General features: G+C 69.6%; 16 protein-coding genes. 2 read left to right on the forward strand and 14 right to left on the reverse strand.

Annotation, left to right across the window (positions count from 1 at the left end; all coding sequences use genetic code 11):
* Positions 1-19 precede the first annotated feature (19 nt).
* Both glmS and ACZ3KP_RS31950 read right to left on the reverse strand, forming a co-directional pair.
* Complete coding sequence (glmS, locus tag ACZ3KP_RS31945; RefSeq protein WP_358972224.1) at positions 20-1837, reverse strand: glutamine--fructose-6-phosphate transaminase (isomerizing); 1818 nt, start codon at positions 1835-1837, stop codon at positions 20-22.
* Positions 1838-1868: 31 nt separating this feature from the next.
* Positions 1869-2126, reverse strand: a complete 258-nt coding sequence (locus ACZ3KP_RS31950; protein ID WP_132890701.1) for a hypothetical protein — start codon at positions 2124-2126, stop codon at positions 1869-1871.
* Between the two features lie 165 nt (positions 2127-2291).
* Between ACZ3KP_RS31950 and ACZ3KP_RS31955 the strand changes: the two genes are divergently transcribed.
* Positions 2292-3857 (forward strand): purple acid phosphatase family protein, encoded by a 1566-nt coding sequence (locus ACZ3KP_RS31955; RefSeq protein WP_467503684.1) that lies wholly within the window; start codon positions 2292-2294, stop codon positions 3855-3857.
* A 17-nt stretch (positions 3858-3874) separates the two neighbouring features.
* On the opposite strand, the gene ACZ3KP_RS31960 is transcribed toward ACZ3KP_RS31955, so the two are convergent.
* The 7 genes from ACZ3KP_RS31960 to ACZ3KP_RS31990 form a co-directional block, all read right to left on the reverse strand.
* Positions 3875-4717, reverse strand: a complete 843-nt coding sequence (locus ACZ3KP_RS31960) for a DUF4429 domain-containing protein (RefSeq protein ID WP_467503686.1) — start codon at positions 4715-4717, stop codon at positions 3875-3877.
* A 25-nt stretch (positions 4718-4742) separates the two neighbouring features.
* Complete coding sequence (locus ACZ3KP_RS31965; RefSeq protein WP_467503688.1) at positions 4743-6512, reverse strand: IucA/IucC family protein; 1770 nt, start codon at positions 6510-6512, stop codon at positions 4743-4745.
* Complete coding sequence (locus ACZ3KP_RS31970) at positions 6509-7057, reverse strand: GNAT family N-acetyltransferase (protein WP_467503689.1); 549 nt, start codon at positions 7055-7057, stop codon at positions 6509-6511. Before ACZ3KP_RS31970 ends, ACZ3KP_RS31965 begins: the two co-directional genes overlap by 4 nt.
* Positions 7054-8337: a lysine N(6)-hydroxylase/L-ornithine N(5)-oxygenase family protein gene (locus ACZ3KP_RS31975; RefSeq protein WP_467503691.1), complete on the reverse strand. Its 1284-nt coding sequence runs from the start codon at positions 8335-8337 to the stop codon at positions 7054-7056. Before ACZ3KP_RS31975 ends, ACZ3KP_RS31970 begins: the two co-directional genes overlap by 4 nt.
* Complete coding sequence (gene desA / locus ACZ3KP_RS31980) at positions 8321-9763, reverse strand: lysine decarboxylase DesA (RefSeq protein ID WP_467503692.1); 1443 nt, start codon at positions 9761-9763, stop codon at positions 8321-8323. Before desA ends, ACZ3KP_RS31975 begins: the two co-directional genes overlap by 17 nt.
* 130 nt (positions 9764-9893) lie before the next feature.
* Positions 9894-10730, reverse strand: coding sequence for a siderophore-interacting protein (locus ACZ3KP_RS31985; RefSeq protein WP_467503694.1), 837 nt, complete (start codon positions 10728-10730; stop codon positions 9894-9896).
* A 48-nt stretch (positions 10731-10778) separates the two neighbouring features.
* Positions 10779-11825 carry an ABC transporter substrate-binding protein gene (locus ACZ3KP_RS31990; protein WP_467503696.1) on the reverse strand — a complete coding sequence of 349 codons (1047 nt, stop codon included), beginning with the start codon at positions 11823-11825 and terminating at the stop codon, positions 10779-10781.
* Positions 11826-11985: 160 nt separating this feature from the next.
* Here ACZ3KP_RS31990 and ACZ3KP_RS31995 point away from each other — a divergent pair, with 160 nt between their 5' ends.
* Positions 11986-12474, forward strand: coding sequence for a RidA family protein (locus ACZ3KP_RS31995; protein ID WP_467503697.1), 489 nt, complete (start codon positions 11986-11988; stop codon positions 12472-12474).
* Positions 12475-12511: 37 nt separating this feature from the next.
* Here the strand turns inward: ACZ3KP_RS31995 and ACZ3KP_RS32000 are convergent, their stop codons facing one another.
* From ACZ3KP_RS32000 to ACZ3KP_RS32020, 5 genes are all read right to left on the reverse strand, one after another.
* Positions 12512-13348 carry a PhzF family phenazine biosynthesis protein gene (locus tag ACZ3KP_RS32000; RefSeq protein WP_467503699.1) on the reverse strand — a complete coding sequence of 279 codons (837 nt, stop codon included), beginning with the start codon at positions 13346-13348 and terminating at the stop codon, positions 12512-12514.
* 27 nt (positions 13349-13375) lie between these two features.
* Positions 13376-14179: a 2OG-Fe(II) oxygenase family protein gene (locus ACZ3KP_RS32005; RefSeq protein ID WP_467503700.1), complete on the reverse strand. Its 804-nt coding sequence runs from the start codon at positions 14177-14179 to the stop codon at positions 13376-13378.
* 65 nt (positions 14180-14244) lie between these two features.
* Positions 14245-14427 (reverse strand): hypothetical protein, encoded by a 183-nt coding sequence (locus tag ACZ3KP_RS32010; RefSeq protein WP_132890669.1) that lies wholly within the window; start codon positions 14425-14427, stop codon positions 14245-14247.
* Between the two features lie 114 nt (positions 14428-14541).
* Positions 14542-17487, reverse strand: a complete 2946-nt coding sequence (locus ACZ3KP_RS32015; RefSeq protein WP_467503854.1) for an alpha/beta hydrolase — start codon at positions 17485-17487, stop codon at positions 14542-14544.
* 205 nt (positions 17488-17692) lie between these two features.
* Positions 17693-18853 carry an acyl-CoA dehydrogenase family protein gene (locus ACZ3KP_RS32020; RefSeq protein ID WP_132890671.1) on the reverse strand — a complete coding sequence of 387 codons (1161 nt, stop codon included), beginning with the start codon at positions 18851-18853 and terminating at the stop codon, positions 17693-17695.
* Positions 18854-18858: the final 5 nt, after the last annotated feature.

An 18858-nucleotide genomic window follows, 5' to 3' on the forward strand; every position in this document is an offset into this window, starting at 1 on the left:
CCCGCACGTTCGGACGGTCCTACTCCACCGTCACCGACTTCGCCAGGTTCCTCGGCTTGTCGATGTCGCGGCCCAGCGCCTTCGCCGTGTGGTAGGCGAGGAGCTGGAGGGGGATGCCCATCAGGATCGGGTCGAGCTCGTCCTCGTTCTTCGGGACGACGATCGTGCGGTCGGCCTTCTCCTGGTGCCGGTGGGCCACCGCCAGGATCCTGCCGCTGCGGGCCTTGATCTCCTCCAGGGCCGCGCGGTTCTTCTCCAGCAGGTCGTCGTCGGGGACGATCGCCACCGTGGGCAGCGCCGGCTCGATCAGCGCCAGCGGCCCGTGCTTCAGCTCGGACGCCGGGTAGGCCTCCGCGTGGATGTAGGAGACCTCCTTCAGCTTCAGGGACGCCTCGCGGGCCACCGGGTAACCCCGGACGCGGCCGATGAAGAGCATCGAGCGGGCCTCGGCGTACTCCTTCGCCAGCTGCTCGATCTCCGCCTCCTGGGCGAGGATCTCCGAGATCTGGGCCGGCAGCTTGCGCAGCCCCTCGATGATCCGCTTGCCGTCGCGCACCGACAGGTCGCGGATGCGGCCCAGGTGCAGGGCGAGCAGGGCGAACGCGACGGTCGTGTTCGTGAAGCACTTCGTCGAGACCACGCAGACCTCCGGGCCCGCGTGCACGTACGTCCCGCCGTCCGCCTCACGGGCGATCGCCGAGCCCACCACGTTCACCACGCCCAGCACCCGCGCACCCTTGCGCTTCAGCTCCTGGACGGCGGCGAGGACGTCGTACGTCTCACCGGACTGGGACACCGCGATGTACAGGGTGTCGGGGTCGACCACCGGGTTGCGGTAGCGGAACTCGGAGGCCGGCTCGGCGTCCGCGGGGATGCGGGCCAGCTCCTCGATCATCTGGGCGCCGATCATGCCCGCGTGGTACGAGGTGCCGCAGCCGAGGATCTTCACCCGGCGCACGGCGCGCGCGTCCCGTGCGTCCAGGTTGAGGCCGCCGAGGTGCACGGTGGAGAAGCGGTCGTCGATCCGGCCGCGCAGCACCCGGTCGACCGCCTCGGGCTGCTCGAAGATCTCCTTGTGCATGTAGGTGTCGTGGCCGCCCATGTCGTACGACTCGGCCTCCCACTCCACGGTGGTCGGCTCGGCCGTCGTGCGGGTGCCCTCGGTGGTGTACGTCCGGAAGTCGTCGGCCTTGAGGGTGGCCATCTCGCCGTCGTCCAGCGTCACTATCTGCCGGGTGTGGGTGACGAGGGCCGCGATGTCGGAGGCGACGAACATCTCCTTGTCGCCGATGCCGAGGACGACCGGGGAGCCGTTGCGGGCCACCACGATGCGCTCGGGGAAGTCGGCGTGCATGACGGCGATGCCGTAGGTGCCCTCGATCAGGCGCAGCGCCTGGCGGACCTTCTCCTCCAGGGTCTCCGCCTGGGAGCGGGCGATGAGATGGGTGAGGACCTCGGTGTCGGTCTCGGAGAGGAACTCGACGCCGTCCGCGGTCAGCTTGCGGCGCAGCTCGGCCGCGTTGTCGATGATGCCGTTGTGGACGACGGCGACCTTCTGGTCGGCCGACATGTGCGGGTGGGCGTTCACGTCGGAGGGGGCGCCGTGGGTGGCCCAGCGGGTGTGGGCGATACCGGTGGTGCCCTTGAAGCGCGCCGGGACCTTCGCCTCCAGGTCCCGGACCCGGCCCTTGGCCTTGACCATCTTCAGGCCGCCGGCCTTGGGCGTGGTGACGACGATGCCCGCCGAGTCGTACCCGCGGTATTCCAGCCGCTGCAGACCTTCGAGGAGAAGGGGAGCGACGTCGCGCTTACCGATGTATCCGACAATCCCGCACATATATAGGTGTTCCGATCCTCAACCTGGAAGGTCAGCCGTAGACGAGTCGGCGCAGCTGCCGGAGGGTGAGCTCCGGCGGTGCGACCGCCCGGTACTTCAGGTCCGCCGCGATCCGGTCGAAGATCTCCGCGTTCACCAGGCCTTCCGCCTGGAGTTCGCGGTGGCGGCGCCGGACGTAGTCCCCGGCCGTCTCGTCGAAGTAGGCGAGCACGTCCTGGATCACCCGCAGCGCCTCGCCCCGGCTCAGGGGCGTGGACCGCGTCAGATGATCAACAAGTTCGTCGTGCACCCGGTAGATCCTGGAGTACCGGCGTCGGTTTCGCAAGAATCCTGCCCGATTCCGGGCAACGCTCAGTTGAATCTCTTATGGGGTGCTGTTCGGGACCTGTCCATCCTGTGTCTTGCGCCACGTTGCTTGTGGAGACGATTTTCAGACGCCATGGACATTCCTCGTATGGGCGTACCCGATGAGCTCGCCGACCGCATGAGCATGGCCGAGCAGCACGAGTACCTCCGCGCCAAGTTCTCCCGGCGTTCCATGATCAGAGGCGGCGCCGTCACGCTCGGCGCCGTCACGGGCGGTTCCTTCGTGCTGGGCGGCACCGCCCAGGCCGCCGCCCCCACCCGCTCCGCCGCCCCCGCCGCCCCGTACGTCGACGGGGCCTTCGTTGCGCCCTTCGGCCGCCACCTCGCCTTCGGCAACGACGCCGGCACCGAGATGACGATCTCCTGGCAGGTCCCGGTCCCGGTCAAGCGGCCCTTCGTCCGGATCGGCACCCACGCCTCGCACCTCTCCGTGAAGATCGAGGCCGAGATCCGCTCCCTCTACACCCCGGCCGGCATCGGCGCGAGCGGCGACCACACCCAGTACTACGTGCACGCCAAGCTGGCCCACCTCAAGCCCGGCAAGACCTACTACTACGGCGTCGGCCACGACGGCTTCGACCCGGCCTCCCCGCGGTTCGCCAGCACCATCGGCACCTTCACCACCGCTCCCTGCCGCAAGGAGCCGTTCACCTTCACGGCCTTCGGCGACCAGGGCGTCAGCTACCACGCGCTGGCCAACGACAGCCTGATCCTGGGCCAGAACCCGAGCTTCCACCTGCACGCGGGTGACATCGCCTACGCGGACCCGGCCGGCCAGGGCAAGACCTCGGACTCGGTGTTCGACTCGCGTACCTGGGACCAGTTCCTCGCCCAGACCGAGTCGGTCGCCAAGTCCGTGCCGTGGATGGTGTCGTACGGCAACCACGACATGGAGGCCTGGTACTCGCCCAACGGCTACGGCGGCGAGGAGGCCCGCTTCTCCCTGCCCGACAACGGGCCGGACAAGAAGAACCTGCCGGGCGTCTACTCCTTCGTGCACGGCAACACCGCGATCATCTCGCTCGACCCGAACGACGTCTCCTTCGAGATCCCTGCCAACCTGGGCATCTCGGGCGGCACCCAGACCAAGTGGTTCGAGGCGCAGCTGAAGAAGTTCCGGGCCTCGAAGGACATCGACTTCATCGTCGTGTTCTTCCACCACTGCGCCTACTGCACCTCCACCGCGCACGCCTCGGAGGGGGGCGTGCGCCAGGAGTGGGTGCCGCTGTTCGAGAAGTACACGGTGGACCTGGTCATCAACGGCCACAACCACCAGTACGAGCGCACCGACGTCATCAAGGGCAACACGGTCACCAAGAAGCTCCCGATCGGCGAGACCGCCTACCCCGAGACCGAGGGCGTCGTCTACGTCACCGCGGGCGCGGCCGGCCGCAGCCTCTACGCCTTCACCGCCCCCGACTCCTACGAGGGCCACCTGAACGAGGTCGACTCCGTCGCCTCCTTCATCAACACCAAGGACGGCAAGGTCAACGAGACCGTCACCTGGTCGCGGGTGCGCTACCTCAACTACTCGTTCCTGCGCGTGGACGTCGAGCCCGCCCCGCGCGGCCAGTACGCCAAGCTGAAGGTGTCGGGCATAGCCGAGACCGGCGACCGCATCGACCACTTCACGGTGGCGCGCAAGGCCAAGTAAGGCTCCGCGGGCGGTCCTCACATGCGTTTGAGGACCGCCCGCTTGGCCGTCGTGAACTCGTCGTCCGTGAGCACCCCCGCGCGGCGCAGCTCACCCAGCTCACGCAACCGGCGCAGCAACGCGTCGTGATCGGCTTCGGGCGCCCCCGGCTCGCCGGCCGCCGACGGATGCGGCAGCCGAACCTGCACCGCCGCCGCGACCAGCGCCATCAGCGGATCCCGCTTGAACCCCCACAGCTCCACGGCGTTCCGGTCGTACCTGGGCCGCTCCCGGGCCGGCGCGCCGGCCACCCGGAACCGCAGAAAGCCGTTCTCGAGACCGGCCGAGGGCTGCCACTCCACGCCCAGGATGTCCGCCAGGGCGAGCGTGCGCGGACCCCCGGCGGCCTTGACGTCCTCCGTCTTCCAGTTCCACTCCAGGCGCACCCGCTCCCCGTCGAACGAGGCCGTGCCGTCCCCGGCGGAGACCGACAGCGGCAGCGGCGGCCCCGGCAGCAGGTACTCGCGCACCGGCGTGCCCGGCACCCCCCGCGACAGCAGCGCGTCGCGCACCTCGTCCGTGACGTACTCGGCGACCCCGTACCGGTCCGGCTCGACGGTCAGCCGGTAGGGGTCGTCGGCCTCGGCGAGCCGGCCCCCGGTGGCGTACGTCAGCGGATCGGAGCCGTCCCGCAGCCGCAGCCTCAGCCGCCCGGACCGCCGCCCCCGCTCGACCGAGATCCCCGCCAACGCCCCCAGCGGCACGACGACTTCACCCAGCTCCCGGCGCAGCACGCCGACGTTCCTGTCCGGCCCGGGAGTCAGCCGCAGGGCGTCCCCGTCGAAGACCCACGTGCCGTCCCTCTGGATGATTTCCGCCACGGGCCGATTGTTCCACCGGTCCGGATCAGAACCCCGCGACGGGATTCCTCAGGGTTCCGACCAGCTGGAGGGCGCCCGACGGGTCCGTCAGGTCCACCATCTGCCGGTTGTCGCGCAGTTGGAGCCGGTTGAGGCAGGACAGCGCGAACTCGGGCGCGAACAGGTCGTACCGCTCGAACCTGTCGGCGAGTTCGGGCACCGACTGCTGGTATGCGCGGGTCACCTCGGCGACCGTCCGCCAGAAGTCGTCCTCCGTCAGGACGCCCTCGGTCGCGAGGTTCGCGGCGAGGAAGCGGAAGAAGCAGTCGAAGACGTCCGTGAAGATCGACAGCAGTTTCCTGTCGTCGGGGACCTCGACGCGCACCCGCTCGACCGCCGGGGGCAGCACCGCGTCCGGGTCCATGACCGCGATCTCCTCGGCGATGTCCTTGTACACCGCCCGCTGGACCACCCCGTCCTTCAGCACCAGGACGACGTTCTCGCCGTGCGGCATGTACACCAGGTCGTAGGCGTAGAAGCTGTGCAGCAGCGGGACGTAGTAGGCCCGCAGGTACGCCCGCAGCCAGTCCCGCGGGGCCAGCCCGCTCCGCTCGACGAGCGCGGCCGCGAACGAGGCGCCCTCGTGGTCCACGTGGAGCAGGGAGGCCATCGTGGCGAGCGACTCGCCCTCCCGCAGGGACGGCACCGGGCTCTCCCGCCACAGCGCCGCCAGCATCTTGCGGTACGGCGAGTAGCGGTCGGTCGCCCTCTCGTACTCCAGGTGCCGGTAGCCGACGGCCGCCCGCTCCCGGATGATCGACAGGCCGGTGGCCTTGAGCACCGGGTCGTTCTCGATGATCCCGGCCAGCCAGTCGTTGATGGCCGGGGTCGCCTCCATGTAGGCGGCCGAGAGCCCGCGCATGAAGCCCATGTTGAGGACCGACAGGGCGGTCTTGACGTAGTGCTTGTGGGGGTGCGAGCGGTTGAAGAAGGTCCGGATGGACTGCTGGGCCAGGTACGCGTCGTCGCCCTCGCCCAGGGGGACCAGGTACCCGCGGGCGACCTCGGCGGCGAAGGTGACGGTGAGCTTGTTCCACCACTGCCAGGGGTGGACCGGGATGAGGAGGTAGTCGGCGGGGTCCAGCCCCCGCTCGCGCAGCACGCCGTCGAAGCGCTCGACGGTCGCCTCGCCCAGCTCCTCCCGCACGAAGGACGCGTACTCGATCCCCGCCCCGGCCGTGAACGCGGCCCGCGACCTGTGCGCCGCCAGCCACACCAGCCGGACCGCGCTCGCGGTCTCGGGGGCGTACGACAGGTACTCGTGGACGCCGAAGCCGAGCCGTCCGTTGTTGGCGACGAAGCAGGGGTGGCCCTCGGTCATGCCGGACTCGATGGCCTGGAAGCCGGCGCGGACCAGTTCGGCGACCGGGACCGGGTCCTTGGTGAGCTTGTAGCAGGTGCCGGAGAGGGTGGAGGAGATCTCCTCCAGGTAGACCGGCAGGATCTCGTCGCTGAGACCCAGGGAGTCCTTCAGCTCGATGAAGAAGTCCAGTGCCGCGAGCGGGAGTTCGGCACCGTCGCGGCTACGGGTGAGGGAGTCGGCGTCCACCTGCCAGTGGTCGAGGGCGCGGCGGACGGCGGCGAAGCGGTAGCACGTCAGACCGTCGTCGCTGCGGACGACGTACGACGGTCCGTCCGCCTCCGGGGTGATCAGGCGCTCGTGGGCGAACTCGGCGAGCGCCTTGCGTATCAGGAGCCGGTTGGCCCGCTCCCAGCGCTCGGGGGACAGGTGGGCGACCGCGTCCGAGAGGCTCATACGGCGGCCACCGCCCGCTCGAACCGTTCCCGGGTGCAGTAGCTCAGCAACGCCTTCTTCTCCGGCTTCTGGATCTCCCGCACGGGCACGAACCCGACGGCTTCGTTCAGCGCGTGCACGGCCGTGTTGCGCACGTCCGGTTCGACGACGATCCGGCGGGCCGCCGGGTCCTCGAAGAGGCGGCCGACGACGGCGGTGATGACGGCCTTCGTGAACCCGTGCACGGGCGTGTCGGTGGCGGGGGTGAGGAAGTGCATCCCCACGTCCCCCGGCTCGGGCTCGTACAGCCCGACCAGCTCGCGGTGGGCCGGGTCGTAGTACTCCATGAGGAAGGCGGGCTCGCCGTCCGCGCCGACGCCGAGGAGCGCGTGGTGGTGCTCGTCGGCCTGGATCTCCAGGTATGCCCGTTCGACGTCCGCCGGCCGGGCGTCCTGCATCATCCAGTAGGCCGCTTTGGGATGCGTCACCCAGCGGTGCAGGAGTGCGGCGTCCTGCAGGGGGTCGACGGGCCGGAAGGTGAAGGCGGGGGTGGCGGTGGTGGTCATACCGAGAACTCCTGGAAGGCGATCGTCTTCTCCACCGGGTAGTACTCGGAGCCGAGCAGCTCGCGGATGATGTACGCGTTCCGGTAGGGGCCCATGCCCAGGTCGGGGCTGGTGATGCTGTGGGTGTGGACGCCGGCGTTCTGCAGGAAGACGCCCTGGCCGGTGACGTCGATCGCGTAGTTGCGGGCCACGTCGAAGTTGCCGTGCGTGTCGTAGCGCAGCCGGTCCCGGACGGGCCTGAGGAACTCCGGCTCGGCGTACCGGTAGCCGGTGGCCAGGACCAGGCCCTGGGTCTCGATCTCGTAGTCCTTGCCCTGTTCCTCCTGCCGCAGCTTCAGCGTGTACGTGCCGTTGTCGTACGTGGCGGCGTTCAGGGAGGAGTTGGTGAGCAGTCGGGTCGGCACCGGGCCGCCGAGGCTCTTCTGGTAGAGCAGGTCGAAGATCTCGTCGATCAGGTCGCCGTCGATGCCCTTGAAGAGGCCCTTCTGCTCGGCGGTGAGCCGGTAGCGGGTGTCCTCGGGCAGGGCGTGGTAGTAGTCGATGTACTCGGGGCTGGTCATCTCCAGCGTGAGCTTGGTGTATTCGAGCGGGAAGAAGCGCGGGGAGCGGGTCACCCAGTTCAGCCGGTAGCCGTGGACGTCGATCTCGCTCAGCAGGTCCTGGTAGATCTCGGCGGCGGACTGGCCGCTGCCGACCAGCGTGATCGACTCCTTGGCCCGCAGCGCCTCGCGGTGCCCGAGGTACTGCGAGTTGTGGACGAAGTCACCGCCGAGGCCCTCGCAGGCGGCCGGGACGTGCGGCGGGGTGCCGGTGCCGAGGACCAGCCGGCGGGCGCGGTACGTCTCGCCGGCGGCCGTCGTGACCACGTACACCGCGTCCGCGTCCGCGTACCGGACCTCGGTGACCGTGCTGCCGAAGCGGACGTTGGTCAGTTTGCCCGCGGCCCAGCGGCAGTAGTCGTTGTACTCCACCCGCAGCGGGTAGAAGTTCTCGCGGATGTAGAACGAGTACAGCCGCCCCTTCTCCTTCAGGTAGTTGAGGAAGGAGTACGGCGAGGTCGGGTCGGCGAGGGTGACCAGGTCCGACATGAACGGGGTCTGGAGGTGGGCGCCGTCCAGGAACATGCCGGCGTGCCACTCGAAGCCTGGCTTCGCCTCCAGGAAGACGCCGTCCAGTTCGGCGATCGGCTCGGTCAGGCAGGCGAGGCCGAGGTTGAAGGGCCCCAGCCCGATCCCGACGAAGTCATGCACGGTGGTCGGGTGTTCAGGACGCGCGGTCAAGGGACTCTCCCAGGTACTGCTCGGCGTGGCCGGCGATCAGATCGAGGACGGCGGCGATGTCGGCGGTCGTGGTCTCGGGGTTGAGCAGGGTGAACTTGAGGTAGTGGCGGCCGCCGACCTTGGTGCCCGCGACCACCGCGTCACCGGAGGCGAACAGGGCCTTGCGGGCGTGGAGGTTGGCCCGATCGATCTCGGCCGGGTCGGTGACGGAGGCCGGGACGTAGCGGAAGACGAGGGTGGACAGGGACGGCTCGACGACGACGTCGTAGCGCGGGTCGGCCGCGAGCAGCCGCCAGCCCTCGGCCGCCAGGTCGCAGACCTCGTCGAAGAGTGCGCCGATGCCGTCGGCGCCCATGGTGCGCAGGGTCATCCACAGCTTGAGGGCGTCGAAGCGGCGGGTGGTCTGCAGGGACTTGTCGACCTGGTTGGGGATGCGTTCGCGCACCGTCCGGCGCGGGTTGAGGTACTCCGCGTGGTAGGTGGCGTGCCGCAGGGTGGTCGCGTCCCGGACCAGCACGGCGGACGAACTCACCGGCTGGAAGAAGGACTTGTGGTAGTCGACGGTGACGGAGTCGGCGCGCTCGATGCCGGCGATCCGGTCCCGGTGCTTCAGGGAGGCGAGCAGTCCGCAGCCGTAGGCCGCGTCGACGTGCATCCACACGCCGTACTGCGCGCACAGCTCGGCGATCTCCGGCAGCGGGTCGATGGAGCCGAAGTCGGTGGTGCCCGCGGTGGCGACGACCGCCATCGGCACCAGGCCGTCCCCGAGGCACCGTTCCAGCTCGCGGGCGAGGGCGACGGACTGCATGCGCTTGTCGTGGCCGACGGGGACGGGGACCACCGCGTCCTGGCCGAGGCCGAGCAGTTTCGCGGACTTCTGCACGCTGAAGTGGCTCGCCTCGGAGGCGAAGATCCGCAGCCGGGCCAGGGAGTCGGTCTTCGACTCCTCGCGGGCCAGCAGCAGCGCCTGGAGGTTGGACTGGGTGCCGCCGGAGGTGAACACCCCGTCGGCGCTCTCGCCCAGGCCGATGCGGGCGGTCGTCCAGTCGATCAGTTTCCGCTCGATCAGGGTGCCGCCCGCCGACTGGTCCCAGGTGTCCAGGGAGGAGTTGACGGCGGAGAGCACCGCCTCGCCGAGCAACGCCGGGATGACCACGGGGCAGTTGAGGTGTGCGAGGTAGCGGGGGTGGTGGAAGTAGACCGCGTCCCGGAGGTAGACGTCCTCCAGTTCGTCCAGGACCGCGGTGGTGTCGTGCAGCGGCCGGTCGAGGTCGATGCCGTCGATCAGGGGGGCGAGGGCGTCGACGGTGACGCCCGTGAACGGACGTGTGGTGGTGGCCAGTTTGGCCGCCACCCGCTCCACTCCTTCGGTCACGCGGCGGCGGTAGTGCTCCGCGGTGAGGTCATTGAGCAGGTGGGAGCGCATGCGGGAGTCCTCCGGGGGCGGGGTCCGTGCGAGGGAGCGGGGTGATCACGGTTACTTAGGTAAGCCTAACCTGACTTGCCATGGGGTAAACGTCGCCTCCCCCGTGACGGCCGTCACGCGGCTCACCCGACTACCCTGCGACCACCCGGAGTTGTTCTTCCGTCAGGCCCCGCCGCCAGTACCCGACGAAGGTGACCCGGCGCCGGTCGATCCCGCGCTCGCCGACGAGGTGCCGGCGCAGCTCCTTCACCCGCCCCAACTCCCCGGCGATCCAGGCGTACGGGTGTGCCGAGGAGGGGAGGCGTGCGGCGCGGACCGCCTCCACGGCGCTCCGGCCACCGGTCAGCCAGGTGATCTCCGCGTCCGCCGCGGTGGCCACGTCCTGGATGTCACCGGCCTCCGGCACCTCCAGCCAGGCGCGGACCCGGACGCCGGCCGGCAGCGACTCCAGGACGGCGGTCGCGGCCGGTACGGCGGTCGCGTCACCCCAGATCAGCAGCAGGTCGGTGTCCTCGGGCGGCCGGAAGCGGATCGCCCGGTTGTCGGCGACCGCCGGGCCGAGCAGGATCACCGGGTCACCGGCGGCCGCCCGGGAGGCCCACCGGGAGGCGGGTCCGGCGGCGACGGCCGCACCCGGCTCGACACCGTGCAGCACGAAGTCGACGTCGATCTCGTCGGGGTCCCGGCGCAGCGCCCGCAGCGTGTACGAGCGCATCACGGCCCGTACGTCGTCGGGGAGTTCCCGCCAGCCCTGCCACCAGCCGTCGCCCAGCTCGACCGGTACGGCAGGCTCGGTGCGCCCCTCCGCCGGGAGGAACAGGGACAGGGACTGGTCGCGCCCGTGGGAGTGGAAGTGCGCCAGGTCGGCGCCGGAGAACGTGACCCGGGCCAGAGACGGACCGAGCCGCCTCGTCCGTGCGACCCGGAGGGAGAAGAAACGGAACGGGGCGGCTACGGCCGTCGTCATGGGGGCTCCTGGGGACTCAGGGAGTCGTCCGGATGGGTCGGTGGCGGGTCAGCTGACCTTCTTCGCCGTCTCCAGCGCCTTGGCGAGGTTCTCGACCATCGCGACGCACTTGTCGTAGGAGAAGATCGGCTCGGGGGAGCGGGCGATGACCTGTCCGGCCTTGACCGCGGGGAGCTTCTTCCAGGTGGCCTGGGTGATGTCGGCGGGCTGGATGGTCGCCGAGCGGTCGTCCATCATGATGATGTCGGCCGGGTACTTGTCGACGTTCTCCCAGCTGAGCGACTCGTACCAGCCGCCGCCCTGCTTCTTGGCGGACTCCGGCGGCTCGACGAAGTTCACCCCGAGGGCCTTGAAGTACTCCAGGTCCACGGAGAGGTTGGTGCCGGAGACGTAGAACAGGGCGTCGGCGGCCGAGCCGGCCATCACCTTGAGCTCGGGGTGCGCCTTGGCGGCGGCGCGCAGCCGGATGGACGCCGCCTCGAAGCGCTTCTTGGCGTCCGTGACCTTACGGGCCGTCATGTCGGCGCCGAGGGACTCGGCGAGCGCCCAGACGCGCTGGAGCGGGACGGTGAGCCGGCGGTCGTAGGCCGAGATGCCGACGCTCGGCGCGAGCTTGGCGATCTTGTCCTTGGACTCGTCCGGGAGGTACCAGAGGGTGCCGGCGCCGTCGAACATCGTGGTGATGAGGACGTCCGGGGCGAGGGCCGCGTACTTCTCGACGTTGAACTGGCCCCACGCGTTGCCGAGGACGGTCAGCTTGCTGACGTCCATGTCACCGGCCTGCACGTCGGCCTTGCCGTCCTTGGTCGTCGTCGGGCCGAAGACGCCCTTGACGTCGATGCCGTAGTCGTACAGCGCGGCGCCGACCCCGACGAACGCCACGATGTTCGCCGGGACCCGGTCCAGCTTCACGGTCGTGCCCCGGTCGTCCTTGAACGTCCAGGGGCCGGACTTGGCGGCCGTCGTCTCCTCGCCGGAGGAGCCCCCGCTCTTGCCGTCGCCACCGCAGGCGGCGAGCGCGGCACCGAGACCGAGTGCGCCACCCGCGGCGAGGATGCCACGACGGGTGAGGTGGGCGGCCCTGACGTTGGACATAGGCGTGGCTGCTTTCGAACATGCGGAAACACCGCCGGACAAGTCGCTGCTTAGGTTAGCCTAACCTCAGATCTTGTCCAGTCTGCCTTCCGGCCCCCCGGTTCCCGGTCGACTCCGAACCGGCCCGCCTCGGGGGCCGTGCGGCGCTAGGGTGTCGGTCATGCAGTGTGCTGAGGAGGCGTCAGGTGGCGCTTCGCTGTGGGCGGTCCTCGACTCCCTGGGGCTGCGTCTGCCGCCGGTGAGTGCGCCGAAGGGGCGGTACGTTCCGGCTGTCGTGAGCGGGGATCATCTTTTCGTCGCCGGACAAGTGCCCTTGTCCGGAGGCGAACTGCTGATGAAGGGCCGGGTGGGAGCAGAGGTCTCGGTCGCTCAGGCGCAGGAGCTCAGCAGGTGGTGCGCCCTCACCGCACTGGCCGCCGCCCATGCCGCGGTCGGTGTCGACCGGGTGACCCGGGTGATCAAGGTGACGGGATACGTCGCGTGTGCACCCGGGTTCACCGCACCGTCACGCGTGCTCGACGGCGCGAGCGATCTCTACGACGCCGTCTTCCGGGCGTACGCCGGTCATGCGCGTAGTGATGTGGGCGTGGCTGTCCTGCCACTGAACTCGCCGGTCGAGGTCGAGACCCTGATGGAGATCAGTCGATAGCTCCGAGGGGCTTGAGGGGCCCGCTCGGCTCGGCGGCTCACATGGGTACCGCGGTACCGGTGACGGAGACGCCCTCGTCGAGGCCGGAGGGGATGGTGACCGTGATGGTGCTCGGCCGGCCCATGTCCTGCCCCTGGAACACGGTCACCCGGGCGGGCGGAGTGACCAGTTTCTGCTCCCGGAGATAGCCGCCGAGCGCCGCGGCGGCGGCCCCTGTTGCGGGATCCTCGAAAACACCCCCGGTGGGGAAGGGGTTCCGGGCGTGGAAGACCTCGGGACTTTCGCGCCATACGAGATCGATCGTCACCCAGCCATGACTGTTCATCAGGTCGGCCAGCCGCGCCATGTCGTAGTCGAGCCCGGCCAGCCGCTCGCGGGAGGCGGCCGCCAGCACCGGGTGCCAGGCGCCGGCGTAGGCGGCCCGGGCCGGCAGGCCGGGGTCGAGCTCCGAGGGGTCCCAGCCCAGCACCGACAGCAGGGCGTCACGTTGCCGCTGTGTCAGGTCGACGCACCGCGGCGGGACGCTCGTCAGGGTGGCGACTACGTTGCCCGCGGAGTCGACGTCCGTGCGCACCGGAATGCGACCGGCCCGGGTGTGGAACGTCAGGTCGCCCGTGCCGTGCGTTCGGGCATGGGCGACAGCGGTGGCGATGGTCGCGTGACCGCAGAACGGCACTTCGACTCTCGGACTGAAGTAGCGCACCCGAAGGTCGTCCCCGCCGTCGGAGGTGACGAACGCCGTTTCGGAAAAACCGACCTCCGCGGCGCATTCCGCCATCTCGGCCGCGCTCAGTCCGGTCGCGTCCAGGACCACCCCGGCAGGGTTGCCGCCGCCGGGGTCCGCCGTGAAAGCAGCGTAGCGAAGGACGTTCATGTGCACCCCGTCACAGTATTCCGAAGGTCAGCCCCAGGCGAGTAACTCTCCGTGTGCCGTCAGGCCGACGGAGAAACCCAGTGTGATGCGTCTTCCGGAGCTTCCGGGGCGTACGGCGTGATAATTACGGGAGTCGAACAGCAGGGCTTCGCCGACGGCCGGTTTGATTTCCAGTTCTTCCGCACCCTGAACGCATTCTTCCGTGAAGCCGTAGGAGTTCGGGGGGCGGAAGGCCTCGTCGGCGGGATGCCAGCGATGGCGCCACACCACCGTTTCACCGCCGGCCTCCGGCATGGCGAGGTAGAGGTTGAAGGCCAGCTGCGCCACGGGCGGGTCGTCCAGCAACGAGGCCGGGAACTCGCGTACGGCGTCGTCGAAGTGGACCAGGAAGCCCTGCGGAGCCTCGCGTGCCACGCCCGGTCCCAGCTCGCGGCCCCGGTGCCGGGCGATGCCCGATCTGCCCGGCCAGTCCGACGTCAGCGCCCGGCGGGCGGTTTCCAGCGGATCGAAGGGCAGTGGCAGTGACCGCCAGGCCCGACGGGCCGCGTCCAGGGCCGGCCAGTAGGTGTCCGCGATCCCGCCCTCGGTGCGGTGGTCGCTGACACCCACTCCGAAGCGCATGACCGCCGGGTGGACGCGCTCCCTGCCGTAACTGTCGAAGTCCGCCGTCAGGAGGCTGTCGACGAGCTGTGCGCAGGTGGCCTCGCTGAGCAGCTCCGGCACCCGGAGCACGGCACAGCGACCGGACGCGAGGTCGGCTATGTGCTGCCGTGAGAAGGCGGGTGCGGTGACGACACGGAAGAACGGATCGTGCAGGCCTGCAGAACTCATCGGCTCCCCCCTGCCCTTGCCGTGCTTTCGCCCCGGCTCGGTTGTCCGCGTCGACCGCGGTGCAATCATCCCAGGAGGAGGGCCGGACTGTAGGCCAACTTTGCGTCGCGTTCGAGAGCCCGGTGGTCTTCCTCGACGGATTCGAGCGCCAGGCGGCGGGCCGATGCCAACTGGTCCGGATCGGTGTCGAGGTCGGCGTCACCCGGGACCGGGTTGAGGTCGGCGTGCCCCTGGGGGGTCGCATTCATGCAGCGCTCCTTTGCGGTGCGGTGACGCAGTGTGGTCGACGTCTCACTGAGAGAGTGACGGACAGAGATGCTAGGCGCAAGTGCCCTGGGATGTCGGGCACTTGAGCGAGTTGGTCACTCCTGCGCACCCGTACCCGGATCGAGGAGCTTACGGATCGCGTCGAACAGCTTCTGGGTCCGGACGGTTTCGGAGTGCTCCGGTCCGAGAATCCGCCGACGGTCGGCCAGCAACTGGGCCGCCTCCAGGTGCGCCGCCTGCACCTGGCCCTGCGCCAGAAGCACCTGGCACCAGGTGAAACGCAGTGTCATGGCCAGCACGGACTGCGGCCCCTGGGTGGTGTCGGCCAGTCCTTGCTGGATCATCTGTTCGGCCTCGTCGGCGCGTCCGGCCTTCAGCAGGCAGCGCGCGAGGGTCTGGCGGATGCGCAGCGTCTCCATGGTCGACGGGGACCACCTGTCCAGGCTGATCCGGAGGATGTCGCGCAGCTCGGTCTCCGCTTCCGCGGGACGTCCGAGGGCGAACATGGCGCGCGCGAGGCTGTGACGCACGGTGATGGTGTCCGAGTGGTCGGGCCCGTGCACGGTGAGCTCCGCGGTGGCTATGGTCCGCAGGAGAGGCTCCACTTCGGCGAATCCGCCTTGCTCGAGAATGCTGCGGGCGAGCTTGTGCTGGCTCGCCAGTGTCCTGGGGTCGTCCGGACCGTGCAGTGCCTCACGTGCGGCGACCACCTGCCGGAGTTCGTCCTCCGCGGTGGTGTAGTCGCAGCTTTCCAGCGCGATGCGGCCCGTCTCGTGTCGTATGCCGAGGATCTCCGGGTCGTCCCGTTGGAAGTCGATGGCGTCACAGTTGTCGAGGACCAGGTGGGCCATCTCGTCGGCCGGTCCGAGGAGTCCCACCACGATGAGGTACCGGACGGCCTGCCGGGCCAGCTCCACCGCGCCCCTCAGGATCTCGTCGCTCCTGACGTGCTGGTCGCCCGCGAGGCAGGCGCGGACCACTTCCATCACATGCGGGGCGACAGCGGTCCAGACGTCCCAGCTCGTCGGGTCGTCCGGAGGCGACTCGCGGGTGACGTCCAGAAGGAGATCCACGATGAGGCCGTAGTAGTCGGTTCTGTGCCGTTCCATCTCCGCATCGCCGCGCAGCAGGGCGTGGACGACGGGGTGCAGGGTGAGACCGTGCGCCAGGTGGCCGCTCGCCGCCTCCGGGCGGCTGACCCGCTCGACGAGTCCGAGGTCGTCGAGGCCCTTGAGCACCAGGTTGCGCTGCTCCCTGGTGAAGTCCGGCAGCAGCGGGGACCCCGTGATGGCCTTGCTCTCCAGCAGCGGCCGGAAAGGGATCGGTGTGATGCCCAGACAGGCGAAGGCCCGCAGCAGGGGACCGGCCTGCTTCAGCCCCTGTTCGGCGAGCAGGTCCAGTGCGATGCCGCAGACCTCGGCCATCGCGGACATGCCGAGCATCTCCTGCAGACCACTGGCCGCGGTTCCCGGCGGCGACGAGCTTCGGGCCTCGAAGGCCTCGCGGTAACTGTCGAAGTCATGGATGACGGGATCGTCCAGGGACGGCGCCGACCGGTGCACGGAGTTCAGGTAGGACGCCGCCGCGTGCAGGGCCAGGGGCAGCCCGCCCAACGCCGCGGACAGGAGATGCGCCTGCCGGCGCGAACCGCCGTGATCGGTGACGGTCATGAGCAGTTCGGCCCCCTCGTCATCGGTCAGGGGCGGTACGTGGTGGACCTGGCACGGGGGAAGCCAGTCGGCCGCCGAGCGGTCCCGGCTGGTGACGATGACCAGGCTGTCGGTCCGGGTGGGGTGGCGGATCCATCCGGTTCCGTCCGCCACCTGCCCGGCCGCGCCGGCGAGCCGGTCGGGCGTGTCGGCGTTGTCGATCACCAGAAGCCATGGGTCGGGGCAGGTCTCCAGGTAGCGCCAGACCAGGTCCATGGGGCTGCCGTTGCCCCGGAAGGCCTGCTCCACCTCGCCCGTCGGGGCGTGCAGTTGGTTGGCGATCTCCCGCATGGAGGCGTTGATCTGCGGCACGCTCACCCACCACACGCGGCGCGTGGAGGCCGCGTGATGGGCGGCTTCCAGCGCGATCCGGCTCTTGCCCGAACCGCCCAGGCCGGTGAGTACGTGGATCCTGGGGGCGGAGGCTGTCGGTGCGGCCGTCAGGGCGGCGAAGACGCCACGCGGCTCACGTCCGAAGAGTCTCGTCCTGCGCCTGCCGTGCGGAGGGCTGACCGATATGCCGCCCTGTTGCTGCGGGAGCAGGGGCCGTTCGGGCCGGTCGCCGATGAGCTCGGACGGTGTGGGAGCCGGGGTGCGCTGTACCGGGACGGGGGCGGCCCGCCCGTCGGTGGCCTGGTCCTCGCGTTCGTCGAGCAGATGGCTCAGGACGTCCTTGAGGACTCGGTAGGAGGCGTTGTCGTGATCGCTGGGCTGGACGATCTGGAAATGGTCGCCCGGCACGGTCGCGCTGACCGGAAACACGCCTCTGGCCTCTCGGGCCGGAACGACGTTGTCCTCGGTCCCGCCGTACGCCTGGATGGGGATGCGCCATTGGCTCTGCGTGTTGTCGACCGCCTGCACGACCGCCCGCAGAACGGTGCGCTGGGTCTCCAGGACTTCCCTCTGGTACGGCCTCAGCTGCCGCTCCTGCGCGTTCCGCCAGAAGAACACGGAACGACGCAGCGCCAGGAAGAAGCCGGACCCGTTGTTCGGGCACCCGAACATGACGATGTGGGCGATGCGGGCCAGCGCGGGACCGCGGGCCTCGTGGAGGGTGCGGGCGAGGAATCTCTGGATGATCAGTCCGCCCTGGCTGTGGCTGACCAGCACCACCCGGCCGGTTCTGGGAATCTGAACGCGCAGAAAGGTGTCCAGCGCGTCGGCGATGTCGTCGTAGGCGGCGACGACGCGGTCCGGACGGAGTTTCACCTTCGGGCTGTCATAAGGAAAGCAGTGCGCGACCGCCCCGTGTAATTCGTCGTCCGTGGCCAGTAGTTTGCGAAATTGGTTCCACACCTCGGTCGACGAGAAAAGACCGTGCACGAATACCACGTGGATGGTCTTTTCCGGGTGCGTGATCGTATGAACCGCCATGGACCGTCCCCCGCCCTGTCCGTCGGATCCGCCCCTTCGCGGGGCATACGGAGCGTATGCCCCGCGAAGGGCGGCTGCTACCTCGTCGGCATGGGCAGGGGGCGATCATGTACTTGATCCGTCAATTGCGATCAATTCCATGACGTAAGAGGTCGGCGCCCCCTCAGCTCACCAGGCCCAGCTCCCGGGCGATCAGCATCCGCTGGACCTCGCTGGTGCCCTCGCCGATCTCCAGGATCTTGGCGTCGCGCCACATCCGGGCCACCGGGTACTCGTTCATGAAGCCGTAGCCGCCGTGGACCTGGGTGGCGTCGCGGGCGTTGTCGACGGCGACCGTGGAGGAGTAGAGCTTGGCGAGGGCCGCCTCCTTCTTGAAGGGCTCGCCGGCGACCAGGCGGGAGGCCGCGTCGCGCCAGGCCAGGCGGGCCGTGTGGGCCTTCATCTCCATGTCGGCGATCTTGAACTGGATGGCCTGGTTGGCGCCGATGGGCCTGCCGAAGGCGTGCCGTTCCTTCGCGTACTTCACCGACTCGTCCACGCAGCCCTGGGCCAGGCCGGTGGCGAGGGCCGCGATGGCGATCCGGCCCTCGTCCAGGATGCGCAGGAACTGGGCGTAGCCGCGGCCCTCCGTGCCCAGCAGGTTGGCGGCGGGGACCCGGACGTCGGCGAAGGACAGCTCCCGGGTGTCGGAGGCGTTCCAGCCGACCTTGGAGTAGGGGGCGGCCACCGTGAAGCCGGGCGTGCCGGAGGGGACGATGATCGAGGAGATCAGCGGCTTGCCGTCGGGCTTGCGGCCGGTGACGGCGGTGACGGTCACCAGCCCCGTGATGTCGGTGCCGGAGTTGGTGATGAAGCACTTGCTGCCGTTGATCACCCACTCGTCGGTCGCCGGGTCGAGGCGGGCCGTGGTGCGGGTGGCGCCCGCGTCGCTGCCGCCGTCGGGTTCCGTGAGCCCGAACGCGCCGAGGATCTCCCCGGAGCAGAGGCGGGGGAGCCACTCCTGCTTCTGCTCCGGCGTGCCGAACAGATGGATCGGCATCGCGCCCAGCGAGACCCCCGCCTCCAGGGTGATCGCCACCGACGAGTCCACCCGGGCCAGTTCCTCCAGGGCGATGCCGAGCGCGAGGTAGTCGCCGCCCATCCCGCCGTACTCCTCGGGGAACGGCAGTCCGAACAGGCCCATGCGGCCCATCTCGCGGACGATCTCGTAAGGGAACTCGTGCCGTTCGTAGAAGTCGCCGATCTTCGGCGCCACGACGTCGTGCGCGAACTCCTCCACCGTGCGGCGGAGTTCTTCCAGTTCGGGGGAGAGGCGGTGGTCCATGGTCG

The sequence above is a fragment of the Streptomyces sp. NPDC020958 genome, assembly GCF_055562175.1.

Excerpts from the sequence above, each read along its gene's own strand:
- glmS (WP_358972224.1), bottom strand. The coding sequence starts at position 1,837 with ATGTGCGGGATTGTCGGATACATCGGTAAGCGCGACGTCGCTCCCCTT.
- ACZ3KP_RS31955 (WP_467503684.1), top strand. The coding sequence starts at position 2,292 with ATGGGCGTACCCGATGAGCTCGCCGACCGCATGAGCATGGCCGAGCAG.
- ACZ3KP_RS31965 (WP_467503688.1), bottom strand. The coding sequence starts at position 6,512 with ATGAGCCTCTCGGACGCGGTCGCCCACCTGTCCCCCGAGCGCTGGGAG.
- ACZ3KP_RS31970 (WP_467503689.1), bottom strand. The coding sequence starts at position 7,057 with ATGACCACCACCGCCACCCCCGCCTTCACCTTCCGGCCCGTCGACCCC.
- desA (WP_467503692.1), bottom strand. The coding sequence starts at position 9,763 with ATGCGCTCCCACCTGCTCAATGACCTCACCGCGGAGCACTACCGCCGC.
- ACZ3KP_RS31985 (WP_467503694.1), bottom strand. The coding sequence starts at position 10,730 with ATGACGACGGCCGTAGCCGCCCCGTTCCGTTTCTTCTCCCTCCGGGTC.
- ACZ3KP_RS31990 (WP_467503696.1), bottom strand. The coding sequence starts at position 11,825 with ATGTCCAACGTCAGGGCCGCCCACCTCACCCGTCGTGGCATCCTCGCC.
- ACZ3KP_RS31995 (WP_467503697.1), top strand. The coding sequence starts at position 11,986 with ATGCAGTGTGCTGAGGAGGCGTCAGGTGGCGCTTCGCTGTGGGCGGTC.
- ACZ3KP_RS32000 (WP_467503699.1), bottom strand. The coding sequence starts at position 13,348 with ATGAACGTCCTTCGCTACGCTGCTTTCACGGCGGACCCCGGCGGCGGC.
- ACZ3KP_RS32005 (WP_467503700.1), bottom strand. The coding sequence starts at position 14,179 with ATGAGTTCTGCAGGCCTGCACGATCCGTTCTTCCGTGTCGTCACCGCA.
- ACZ3KP_RS32010 (WP_132890669.1), bottom strand. The coding sequence starts at position 14,427 with ATGAATGCGACCCCCCAGGGGCACGCCGACCTCAACCCGGTCCCGGGT.
- ACZ3KP_RS32020 (WP_132890671.1), bottom strand. The coding sequence starts at position 18,853 with ATGGACCACCGCCTCTCCCCCGAACTGGAAGAACTCCGCCGCACGGTG.